This window comes from Brevibacillus jepli (genome assembly GCF_047229145.1).
In the GTDB taxonomy this organism is placed as follows: domain Bacteria; phylum Bacillota; class Bacilli; order Brevibacillales; family Brevibacillaceae; genus Brevibacillus.
In genome coordinates, this window is the sequence record NZ_JBFEFW010000019.1 from 1 (window position 1) to 11,075 (window position 11,075).

The 11,075-nt window shown below is 48.2% G+C and carries 6 protein-coding genes and 2 pseudogenes; 4 read left to right on the forward strand and 4 right to left on the reverse strand.

Features of this window, described 5'->3' with window-relative positions; genetic code table 11:
- Positions 1 to 357 (reverse strand): annotated as a pseudogene (locus tag AB1L17_RS19855) (RNA-guided endonuclease InsQ/TnpB family protein); the annotation flags it as partial.
- A gap of 320 nt (positions 358 to 677) precedes the next feature.
- Between AB1L17_RS19855 and AB1L17_RS19860 the strand changes: the two are divergent.
- The 4 genes from AB1L17_RS19860 to lplT all read left to right on the forward strand — a co-directional run bounded on the left by AB1L17_RS19860 (position 678) and on the right by lplT (position 6,122).
- The gene (locus tag AB1L17_RS19860) at positions 678 to 2,057 is read left to right on the forward strand and encodes a sensor histidine kinase (RefSeq protein WP_412846830.1); all 1,380 of its coding nucleotides are present in this window, start codon (positions 678 to 680) and stop codon (positions 2,055 to 2,057) included.
- Positions 2,058 to 2,074: 17 nt separating this feature from the next.
- Positions 2,075 to 2,713, forward strand: coding sequence for a response regulator (locus tag AB1L17_RS19865; RefSeq protein ID WP_412846831.1), 639 nt, complete (start codon positions 2,075 to 2,077; stop codon positions 2,711 to 2,713).
- Positions 2,714 to 2,821: 108 nt separating this feature from the next.
- Positions 2,822 to 4,930: an AMP-binding protein gene (locus AB1L17_RS19870; protein WP_412846832.1), complete on the forward strand. Its 2,109-nt coding sequence runs from the start codon at positions 2,822 to 2,824 to the stop codon at positions 4,928 to 4,930.
- Between the two features lies 1 nt (position 4,931).
- Positions 4,932 to 6,122: a lysophospholipid transporter LplT gene (lplT, locus tag AB1L17_RS19875; RefSeq protein WP_412846833.1), complete on the forward strand. Its 1,191-nt coding sequence runs from the start codon at positions 4,932 to 4,934 to the stop codon at positions 6,120 to 6,122.
- 61 nt (positions 6,123 to 6,183) lie between these two features.
- On the opposite strand, the pseudogene AB1L17_RS19880 reads toward lplT, so the two are convergent.
- The 3 genes and pseudogenes from AB1L17_RS19880 to AB1L17_RS19890 form a co-directional block, all read right to left on the reverse strand.
- A pseudogene (locus AB1L17_RS19880) lies at positions 6,184 to 8,173 on the reverse strand (bifunctional metallophosphatase/5'-nucleotidase).
- A 153-nt stretch (positions 8,174 to 8,326) separates the two neighbouring features.
- Complete coding sequence (recQ, locus tag AB1L17_RS19885; protein WP_412846835.1) at positions 8,327 to 10,102, reverse strand: DNA helicase RecQ; 1,776 nt, start codon at positions 10,100 to 10,102, stop codon at positions 8,327 to 8,329.
- A gap of 382 nt (positions 10,103 to 10,484) precedes the next feature.
- Entirely contained in the window at positions 10,485 to 11,042 is a 558-nt protein-coding gene (locus AB1L17_RS19890; RefSeq protein ID WP_412846837.1) for a VanZ family protein, read from the reverse strand.
- Positions 11,043 to 11,075 lie beyond the last annotated feature (33 nt).

Genomic DNA, 11,075 nt, shown 5'->3' on the forward strand with positions numbered 1-11,075 from the left:
GAAGCCATAAGAAAGTAGCGAGGCTTCCTTGGTCGGAAGCACATACAAGTTTGGCTTGATCACTTTCTGCTCGTGGGTAGGCTTTGCTTGTTCTCTAGCCAGTCTTTTTTGATAGGCCGCAAGTTGCACCTGATTGATTTGCTCGATGTTCTCATGCAGAAGATCGAGAACTTCTTTTTGCAAAGGTTGAAGCTCACCCGTCTGTTGCATCGCCGTGAACACTTGACGAATAAAGAAATTCGTTGTGTTATGGAGGTTTTTCGCTTGTAGACAAGCATGCTGGAAATACGGAAACAAGCGATGTCCAGGCTTGATCCAAATTTGAAAGGTTTGGTACGCTTTTTCCTCTGTTGACAATTCATTCACCTCCTTTTATAAGCGACCACAAAGAACGTATGTTCCCTGCTATTTTATACAATAAAGAAGAAAAATACCAAGAAAAAAGCAGCGATTCACCTCTCCACTTATAGAAGTGGGAGTCCTCTCGCTAAAAATGATAGATAGAAAGTCACGAGATGCACAACCAGTCCTTTTCAATTCAACGAATATTTGGAAAAACCTGCTTGCTGCTTTTCTCCTCCATCCCCCGTTTTTGTCCCGATGATTTATTTTTCCGTCTCCTATCGCCGGTGTACGATATAATAGTGGAATAATAATTGACAGGAGACAGCAAATCCATGATGGTTTTCATCTTGTTTACCATATGGGCATTAGGTCTGTTCGTGCTGTTCACAGACCCGAAGAGAACGTCGATCCGCTGGGCTTGTGCGACTGCCTTTGTTGGGGCGGGGGGCTTTATCTCAGGAGTGATTGACGAAACGATCATGCCCTATTTTGCAGATTACCTGGCCGCAAAGCCCGGGGCCACGAACACCCTGATATTGATAAGCCGCATCTCTTCTTTTATTTGCCAAGCGGGCCTGCCCTACACGTTTCTTATGTTTGCCGTCCACTCGGCTGAATTTTTTTCTCGCAGAGTAAAGCTGACGATCCAATATGCCGCTCTCATCCTGCCTCTTGGGATGATTTGGATAACACCCATTTATCCCGAGCTACTCTTCAATTACTGGATTATGGTGGCATGGGTGATTCCGTTTTTTCTGTTCTCCTGTACGCTGCTTGTCGTGCAGTACATGCGAGAGAAAGATCCACTCGTGAAAAAGAACAGCTTCTTCACGAACGTACTCATCATCGTTCCGTTATTTTTCGTCTTTATTTTCATCTACATCATGCGTACCCAGAACGATTACGAAGCCTGGCGCTACAACATGCTCGTGGTCACGATCCAATTTATCCTGATCGTTGCCATCAGTTTGAAATACGGCTTCCTTGGTGTCCGTCTTCGTGTAGAAAAAAGACGTCTGGACAGTACCTTGCGTGCCTTGACTTCCGGTGCGCAAATCATTAACCACACGATCAAAAATGAAGTGGGCAAAATCTCGCTGTATGCCGACCGCATCGAAACATACGCAGATGAAACCAACCAGCCGTCGCTAAAAGAAGACGCGCTTGTCCTGATGCAATCCTCGCAGCATATGCTGGACATGATGAATCGGATTCAAAACCAGCTGCGGGACGTCGAGCTGCGCGAAGAAATATGTGACCCCGGTCAAATCATCGGGCAAGTCACACAAAATCTGACGCCCTATATCCTGAAACAACAGGTAGAAGTCGTGAGTGAATTGGACGAAACACTTCGCTTGTATGGCGATGGCGTACAACTGCGCGAAGTCATCACCAACTTGTGCATGAATGCGCTAGAAGCCATGAAATCGGGCGGCAAGCTCCATCTTCAGCTATTTTTGTCCCACAAGCATCTCATCATCACTGTCGCGGACACAGGCACAGGCATTACAAAAGAGAACCTGCCTCACGTGCTCGATCCTTTTTTCTCGACAAAAAGAACGGGACAAAACTTTGGTCTTGGGCTCTCCTACTGCTACAATGTCATGCAAAAGCATCAAGGACAGCTGGAAATCTACAGTGAGCAAGGCAAAGGAACCACCGTCTTCCTGTTTTTCCCGAAAAAGCGTGTAATGATAAACGACTCTGAATAGCGAAAGGACGCTTACACATGAATGCAATCAGGGTGTTTTTAGTAGAGGATGACCCCGTCTGGCGAAAAGGTCTCATTGATTTCTTGAACAAGGAACCCGATCTCACAGTAGTGGGTGAAGCCGGGTCCAAAGCAGAAGCGATCGAGCGATTCCTGCCTGCTCAAGCGGATGTCGTCCTGATGGATATTAACTTGACCGAGAACAATCTTGACGGGATCGAGACCGCAATCGAATTCATGGCACTCCAAGCCGACAGCAAAATCATCATGCTCACCTCTCTCACAGACGAGGCCGTGATTGTGGAGTCCTTTTCAGCGGGTGCCGTCAATTACATCAGCAAATCGAGCTTCAAGGAAATTCCCGACGCCATCCGTGCTGCTCACAACCGTCAGTCGGCCATTCACCCTACAGCAGCTGCGGCACTGCGCAACGAATTTTTACGTTTGAAAAACGATGAAAATCAAAAGCTGTTATCTCCCGCAGAAAGGGACATCCTACAATTAATCCACCAAGGTCATACGCAGACGCAGATCGAACAATCTCTCCACATCACGAAGCGTACGATCAAAAATCACATCAACCGAATCCTCAAAAAAATGGGCGTCAAAACAAGTAAGGAAGCGGCCGCAAAAGCCAGCCAAAAAAAGCTATTCTAGGTCTTATTACCAGGTACCAATGAATGTTGGTACTTTTTTTACATGCTCCACTCCTTACAATAAAAGCTATAGAGCAACAAAATTATCCTTTGTAAAGGTGTGGTCCACATGGCCCTTATTTATTCTTTCTTGAAAACGATACTGATGCTGTGGTTTCGTCCCCGTGTTCTCGGACTTTCAAAACTCGACTTGTCGATGCCATCGCTAATAACTCCCAATCATGTTTCCTTGCTAGATGCAGTACTCTTATCCTTTTGCTTGCCAAAAGAAGCAACATTTGTCGTAAACACAGATATCGCCAAGCGGTTTGCGTTTTTCCTACGCTTCCGCAAGCATATCGCAATCGATCCACTCAACCCGTACTCCATCCGTCACATGCTCCGCGTCCTTCGAAACGGACAAACGCTGGTGATTTTTCCAGAAGGTCGGATCACAACGACGGGCGGCATCATGAAAATCTACAGCGGTGTTGGGTATCTCGCTCTTCGAACTGGCGTAACGGTTTACCCAATCATCATTAATGGTCTGGAACGTTCGATCTTCTCGTACTTGAAAGGAAAGCTGAAGCTCTCCTGGTTCCCGGATGTAACCATGACCGTCGGAAATCCCTTCACCATCGAGCGTGATCAGAACCTGTCGATGCGCGAACAAAAAGCGGCAGCCAATGATCGTATCCTGCGAATCTTCCAGGAAGGCTTGTTCGAGAGCCGAATGAAGCAAAACGTGAATTTGTTTGATGAAGTACTAGAAGCAGCTCGCCTGAACGGTGCGAAAATGGAAATCGCCAAGGACCTCTCGTCCACGATCGACTACAAGACCTTGTTAATCGGCAGCTACTTACTCGGCAACAAATTGCAGCCTATGCTTTTGGGAAAACCGGTTGTCGGTGTATTCCTCCCCAATTCGGTGGGCCATCTCGTAACGTTACTGTCTTTGTTCCGCATCGGAACCACTCCAGCCATCCTGAACTTTTCGCTCGGTATTCGTTCCCTTCTGGATTGCTGCGAGACCGCACATATTGATACGATCCTGACTTCACGCGTATTCATCGAAAAAGGAAAGCTGGAGCACATCATCGCAGGTCTTTCTCCCAGCATGAAGATCATTTATCTCGAGGATTTGAAAGCATCGGCTACGGCTTTTGACAAAGTGTCTGCACTCTTCTCTTATTTGCGGAAGAAAAAAGCTTCTGCAACTAATAACGAGCTGATTCTATTCACTTCCGGTAGTGAGAGCAAGCCAAAAGGTGTTGTACTGACGCACACGAATCTGTACGCGAATATCCAACAGGTGACCAGCGCAATCGACATTACGAGCCGAGACAAATTTTTCAATGCTCTTCCGATGTTCCACAGCTTCGGACTAACCGTAGGAACACTCGTGCCCGTCGTAAAAGGGATTCCGGTTTATCTGTATCCAAGTCCGTTGCATTACAAGGCGATTTCGGAATTGGTTTATGATCAAAACGCAACGATCCTTTTCGGAACCTCGACCTTTATGGCTGGTTATGGCCGAATGGCTCACCCTTACAACTTCTACTCCTTGCGCTACGTGTTTGCAGGAGCAGAAAAGCTGAAGGACGATGTACGCAAGCTGTGGATGGAAAAGTTCGGTGTGCGGATCTTCGAAGGCTATGGGGCAACCGAAACAGCTCCAATCCTGTCACTCAACACGCCACTCGCTAACAAGCCAGGAACCGTCGGTCGTTTGATGCCAGGAATGTCCGCCAAGCTGGAAGCCGTAGCAGGGATTGATACAGGCGGAGAGCTTTTGGTGAAGGGTCCAAACGTCATGAAGGGTTATATGATTCACGGAAAAGGCTTTGTTCCCGCTGAGGAGTGGTACCACACAGGTGATTTGGTCACAGCTGACAAGGACGGCTTTCTCAGCATCCAATCCCGACTGAAGCGCTTCGCCAAAATCGGCGGCGAGATGGTTTCGCTCAATCTGGTTGAAGAACTGGCAATGCAATGCTTCGGACACTCCGGTTTTGCTGCGATCACAGTGAATGATCCGCGAAAAGGTGAGCGTGTCCTGCTCTATACAACAGATGAAACCGTGCAGCTAAGCCAGCTACGTGCGTACTTGACTGAAAAGCAATATTCACCACTACTCATTCCAGGTGCTATGCAAGTGATCAAGGCTCTGCCACTGCTCGGTAGCGGCAAAACGGATTACGTCAGCTTGAAACAACTGGCGGAGACTGGAGGAAAATGATGTGAACATACGATTAAAACCATTACAAGCACTGTACTTCACTCAATTTCTATCGGCCTTTGCCGACAACATGATTTTGTTCGTGATCGCGAATCTGCTGCGGGAGAACGGTTTTTCTCCCGCCATGCTTGCACTTGTATCCATTTCATTCTTTCTCCCTTACATTTTTCTTGCGCCATTGGTTGGACCTTTTGCCGACAAGCACGCCAAATCAATTGTGCTGGTGATTGGCAACCTGATTAAAGCCCTCGGTGTCGTCCTGCTGTTTTTCATTGACCAGTCCAGCATCATCATGCTGATGCTGTGTTACTTCACCGTAGGAGTCGGAGCAGTCGTCTACTCTCCGGCCAAGTACGGAATTTTGCCAGAGCTGACCCGCAATGAAGATGAACTGTTTCATGCCAATGCTCGCATCGAAGCCTATACGATCTTTGCGATTTTGACGGGGATCGGCGGAGGTGGAGCGATCGCGAACATGACAGCGCCGCTTATCTCGTCAGGAATTTGTCTGCTGATCTATCTACTGTCGCTTGGTATGACTTTCTTCATTCCGCGTATGAGAGGGAACTCATCGATTCGCTATGGAGCAGAAGCACGACGCTTTTTCATCGACTTCCAGCACTTGATGAATCGCCCGGAAACGAGCTTTGCCCTGATTGGAACGGGAGCGTTCTGGATGTCCTCTGCTGTACTTCGAGTGGCCGTTCTGGCGTGGATTCCACTCGCGCTAGGGATTAACCCGGAGAGCTTCTCTGTATCGCTGATTCTCGCTACGACTTCTATCGGAATTATTGCTGGAGCTTTTCTCGCTCCAAAGCTCATTCCTTTGTCTCATTTCACGCGATCGCTGACATACGGATTCGGAATGTTTCTGATCATCGTGCTATTTCCTTGGATCAACATTACTTTTATTGCCATCTGTTTATTGCTTCTCGTCGGATTCATGGGTGGGGTGTTCATTATCCCGATGAATACCGTCTTGCAGGACGAAGGAAAGCGGATGGTCGGTTCCGGGAAAACGATTGCGATTCAAAACTTCGTGGAGAATCTGCTGATGGCAATAGGCTCCGGCATTTACTACCTGATTACCTATATCGGAATCTCCATTTCTGGTGCGATCGTTGGTCAAGGGCTGTTGCTTCTCGGCTTCCTGTTGTACTTGCTGAAATATCGCAGACGTATCATTCGTTGACAGATTACCGTCAAAGAAAGCCGTGACTACTAGCGTCACGGCTTTCTTGCTTTTATCTATGCTATTTCTTTTGCTGTGTATTGGTTGTCGGTGTACCCGATTTCTCCGCAGCCTTTCTCGCTTCGTTCAGTTGATGATAAAATTCACCTTTTGTTTTGACCGTCGCGAACTTCGCTGCATCGACTATTACTTTTGCAGACAGCTCGTTGATTTCTTCTTTGGTTACTGCATCCTTGATGTTGATGGAAGCGATATTGGTGTATTTGCCATCTGCCGTTATCGGAACGCTCAAGATGCCTGCATTGATCAGCTCTACTACATCTTTGCGTTCAGGTGCAGTGGTATCGACACCCGTAATCTTCCAGTTGTTTTGTACTTTTGGCTCGTAAACGCCTTTTTTCACTTCTTTCAGGTACGCAATAGCGCGATTGCGGATCGTTCCACCTGTTTCACCAAACGCCGCATTGTCTTTGGAAGACCATAGTTGTTCGAATTTGCGTCCTTCCAACGCGCCACCTTTTGCCTGCAAAGCTTCCATTCGGTATGCGTTCATTCCGAGCTTCAAGGGTATCTTCAGCCTTGATCGGTGTCTCATCGAGCTTGCGCAGGTTTGTTATGCGGCTGCCGTACGGCTTGGTCAGGTCGATTTCGTACTTCACGCCACCGAAGAAATCGTTGGTGCTGTATTTGGAAGCGCGGCGTTTAGGATCAAAGCTCACAGTCACATCACCAGGACGCGTGGAATTGAAATAGCCCACTGCCCATTCCATGTAGTCCTTCAAGTCTTTTCCGGTCACTTTGTAAACGGTGATCTCGCCACCTGCGTATTGGTAGTTGTAGGCGATATCCTTTTTCTTGATCGGCCCTACATCCAGCTTGGCTTTGTCGTTGTCGATCTGGTGAGCTACCACATCTGCCTTGCTGTAGTAGAGCATCACTTCATGGAAAAAGTCGGATAGCGGCGTCTCCTGAATTTGTACCGTCGGGATGCCCTCGATCTCGTTTTTCGGTACCAGGTTCATACCTTTAAGCTCTGCTACGACGATGTTGGCATCTGCACGTGCGAATTCATGGAAAGGCTTGAGCTTGGTCTCCAGCTCAGCATCGGATACTGCTGGTGTGCCATCTGCGCCTTTTACAGGGAGCGCAGTCGCTTCCTTGTCAGTCAGAACGAGCTTGCCATCTTTCTTTTCGAAGGTCAGGTCAATGCGGGAGATATGCGTACCGTACTTGTCCGGCTCAGTGATCAGGACACCGTTGATCTCTTCCTTTTTCACGAGCTTGTGCATGTGCCCGGCAAAAATCGCGGTTAGCTCTGGAACGGCGTTCGCGATATCTGCTACGCCCGTACCTGGAATGCCGTTTTCATTCTCGATGCCCATGTGCATGAGGCCGATCATGACGTCTACTTTGCCTTCCAGCTCTTTTACAGCTTTCTTGGTTTCTTCTACCGGATTTTTGATCACGAGGCCATCCAGATGATCGGTTCCTTTTTCGAAATCGGTAATCATCGGCGTGTTCATCCCAATGACGCCGATTTTTACACCTGCGCGTTCAATGATCGTGTATGCAGGCAAGAAACGCTCGCCATTTTCCTTGTAGATATTCCCTGCCAGAACAGCGCCTTTGTATTGGCTGCTGACCTTGTCCAAAACATCGAGTCCAAAATTAAATTCATGATTGCCAAAAGCCCATGCATCATAGTTCATTTCGTTCATCGCGACCATAATCGGAGACTGCGGTTGGTCGTTGAACAGCTCTGCCGAGTTGTCTTGGATCGAATCGCCTGCGTCCAGCAGCACGGTGTTCGGGTTTTCTTTTCGAATCTCTTTAATCATCGTGAACAGCTGCGTCATGCTGCCATTTGGATTCGGGCCATCCAAGGCATAATCCCATGGCATGAATCGTCCGTGAATGTCAGATGTGCCAAGCAACGTGATTTTGGTAGGTGTTTCTGCGGCCTTTGCTGGTGCGGCGATCCCCAACATTCCACTGCCTAGTAGCATAGATGTGAGTGCAACACTTAATAAGCCCTTCGCTAGTTTTTTCATGTTTTCCCCTCTGTCTCTCTTAATCTGTCAGTGCCCTTCGATGGTGTTGCTCTTATTGTCCTCCTATTCATTTATGTATGAAAATTCTGGTTTGCTATCTTACTATAGCAGGCACGTGAAAAGAAAAATAGAAAAAAAGCCATGACATGACTGTCACGACTTAATCGCTGTATAGTTTTGCAAGCATTCGAGGAAAAGCTCCCCGTACTTCTCGAATTTCGCCTCGCCGACTCCTTTGATCTTGAGCATGGCTTGTTTGTCGGTCGGGCAGAGGCTGCTCATTTCTTTTAACGTACTGTCCGGGAAAATCACGTATGGGGGTACCTTTTGTCGCGTCGAGATTTCCTTGCGCAACGCACGTAGCTGCTCGAACAGCTCATCATCCTCTGTCAGTTGAACTGGGCGAATCGAGATTTTTTGGACGACGCGCTCCTCACCACGCAGAACTGGTAAAGCCCGCTCCCCTAGCTTTACGATTGGATATTGACTCTCCGTCACTTGCAAATACCCTTCGGCAATGAGGAGCTGGATCAAGTCTGCGATCTCTTTTTCCTTGTATTCCTTCATCAGACCGTACGTAGGCAACTGATCGAAGGAAAACTGGGTGACCTTCTTGTTTTTGGAGCCTTTGAGTACCTGCGCGACGAGTGCGGCACCGAAGCGCTCTCTCATACGTTTGACGCAGGAGAAAATCTTCTGCGCTTCGAGTGTAATATCGGACAGCTCGGTCTCATCCGTGCAGTTCCCGCAACGGCCACATACGGCTGCATCTGTTTCACCGAAGTATTGCACGATGTTTTGCTGTAAGCAGCGCGGTGTCCGGCAATAGTCGATCATCGCGTACAGCTTTTTGTACTCGTGCTCCTTGCGCTCATCCAGCAGTTGATTCTGCTCGATGAAAAACGTTTGCGTCTGGATATCCTGTGGCTGAAACAATAGGATACACTCGCTAGGCTCCCCATCGCGTCCGGCACGACCTGCTTCCTGATAATACGCCTCCAAATTTTTCGGCATGTTGTAATGAATGACGTAGCGTACGTTAGACTTGTCGATGCCCATTCCAAATGCATTGGTCGCGACCATCGTACGGACGTCATCGAACAGGAATGCTTCCTGATTGGCTGCTCGCTCTTCCTCCGTCAGTCCTGCATGGTATTTGGTCACCGCGAAGCCGCGCTTGTCCAAATCGGCATGCAAGGCGTCCACATCTTTTCTCGTTGCCGCATAAATAATACCTGCCTGCTGCTTATTCGCCCGCAAGTACGCCTGGATGAATTCTCGACGGTTCTCCCCCTTGCGTACAGACAAGATGAGATTGTCTCTGCCGAATCCCGTGATGAAGAGGCGCTCGTCCTTTAATTCCAGCTGTCGCTTGATGTCCTCCGTTACCTCCGGTGTCGCTGTCGCCGTCAAGGCTGCGACGATCGGTCTCTGTGGCAGCGATTGCAGAAAACGAGCGATCGCCAAATAGCTCGGACGGAAATCGTGCCCCCACTGCGAGACGCAATGCGCTTCGTCCACTGCCACAAACGAGATCGGTACATCCTGAATCAAGTTTTGGAATGCTTCTGATTCCAACCGCTCCGGTGCGATATACAACAGCTTGTACTCTCCACGTGCTGCCATACGCAGTCGATCGCGTACCTCGCTGTAATCCAGTGAGCTGTTAATTTGGGTGGCTGGAATGCCCATGCTGACCAGCACGTCGACCTGATCCTTCATCAGCGAGATGAGTGGGGAGATCACGATGGTTACTCCTTCTTGGAGCATCGCTGGGACTTGATAACAGATCGATTTCCCGCCTCCGGTTGGCATAATGCCTACGGTGTCATGTCCAGCTAACAGGCTCGTGATGATTTTCTTCTGGCCTTCGCGAAATGATTCGTAGCCAAAGTACTTTCGTAAAATCTCTTGCGCTTTATGTAACAAAGAGAATCACCTTCTCTTTCGACAGGAATTTTCGATGGTTTTCTACTAGTGTAAACATAGGTATTGGGACAAAACAAGGGGGATTGGTTTGTTTGGGTCAACATAGTGGAGGAGAAGAAAAAGCACAGTTCTCTTCGACTCTGACACGCCAGCATGGGGGATTCACTGGCCGTCTCCACTAAAAAAGGGGACCGTCGAGCCAAAGCCACCCTACGGGCGGCAGTTTCTCAAGGAAGAAGTGATCGACAAGCGTTGCCCCCTTTTTTAAGTTCCGACTGGGCAGGCGTTGTCAAGGTCTGCGAGCCCTGTGCTTTTTCTTCTCACCGGCTTTTTGTTCATCAATACTTTTTTAATTGTAATAAAAAAAGCACCACAGGGGTGCCTAAAAAGTAGCCTTCGAAGTTACGGTAAAGATGAACCGTTTTTTCTGTAGAAGCCAAATGAACAAGTAGACCACATACCCAATTATACCTCCCGATGTATTCAAGAGCAGGTCATCGACATCAAATGTTCCGACGTTCATTACGAGCTGGGTCAGCTCCACACCGAGGCTCAGCATCAGAGACAGCGTGATTACCCTGAACAGGGAACCGGCTATTTTCGGAAACAGAAGCGGCAACAAAAAGCCTAACGGCATAAAGGCGATCACGTTGCCTACGAAGTTCACTGCACTGTGCCAGCTTTGGTTATCACGAATGCTTTTGACATAGTTTTCGATTTCATGAAATGGTACCAAATTACTCCGGTATCGCAACCGCTCCACAATCACAGACGGATCGCTCCAAATGATTTTCCACTGATCCAATAGCAAGCTACTATCGAAACTGCCGAATTTAAACAGCAATACCTTCACAACGAGAAACAAGTACAGGGCAAACACTGCGTACCCAGCAATGGCAAACAGCGCAACAGGTCTACCCATTTTTTGTACGTTATCCAACGTCCAACCCTCTCTCCAACCAGTCATTTTGCC